We start from the raw sequence: 243 nt of genomic DNA on the forward strand, positions 1-243 counted from the left end.
AGATGCAACTATGTCAAACTGAGTGTAGGGCTTTGGACTTTTCCTTGTGCCCTTTTCCATGGCTTCAGTATCCCACAGTGTCAAGCCTGTAATAGTTAAAAGGGAAAAAAGGGAAATAAAGCGTCTTATTATTACTGCTGTTGTTATTATTAAAAAGTTGGCAAGTGGGCGGGGTTTACTGATTCCACTAAAGTGAACCAATTTGTTTTCCCTATACAGGCTTTTACAGAAATATTTATAACA

The 243-nt window shown here is 37.4% G+C and carries 1 protein-coding gene; it reads right to left on the bottom strand.

Annotation, left to right across the window (positions count from 1 at the left end; translation table 11 throughout):
* Positions 1-243 (bottom strand): hypothetical protein (locus IEQ44_RS17445; RefSeq protein WP_227487706.1); only part of this gene is annotated, 243 nt, incomplete at both ends.

Source organism: Nocardioides malaquae (genome assembly GCF_015070385.1).
Taxonomy (GTDB): Bacteria; Actinomycetota; Actinomycetes; order Propionibacteriales; family Nocardioidaceae; genus Nocardioides; species Nocardioides malaquae.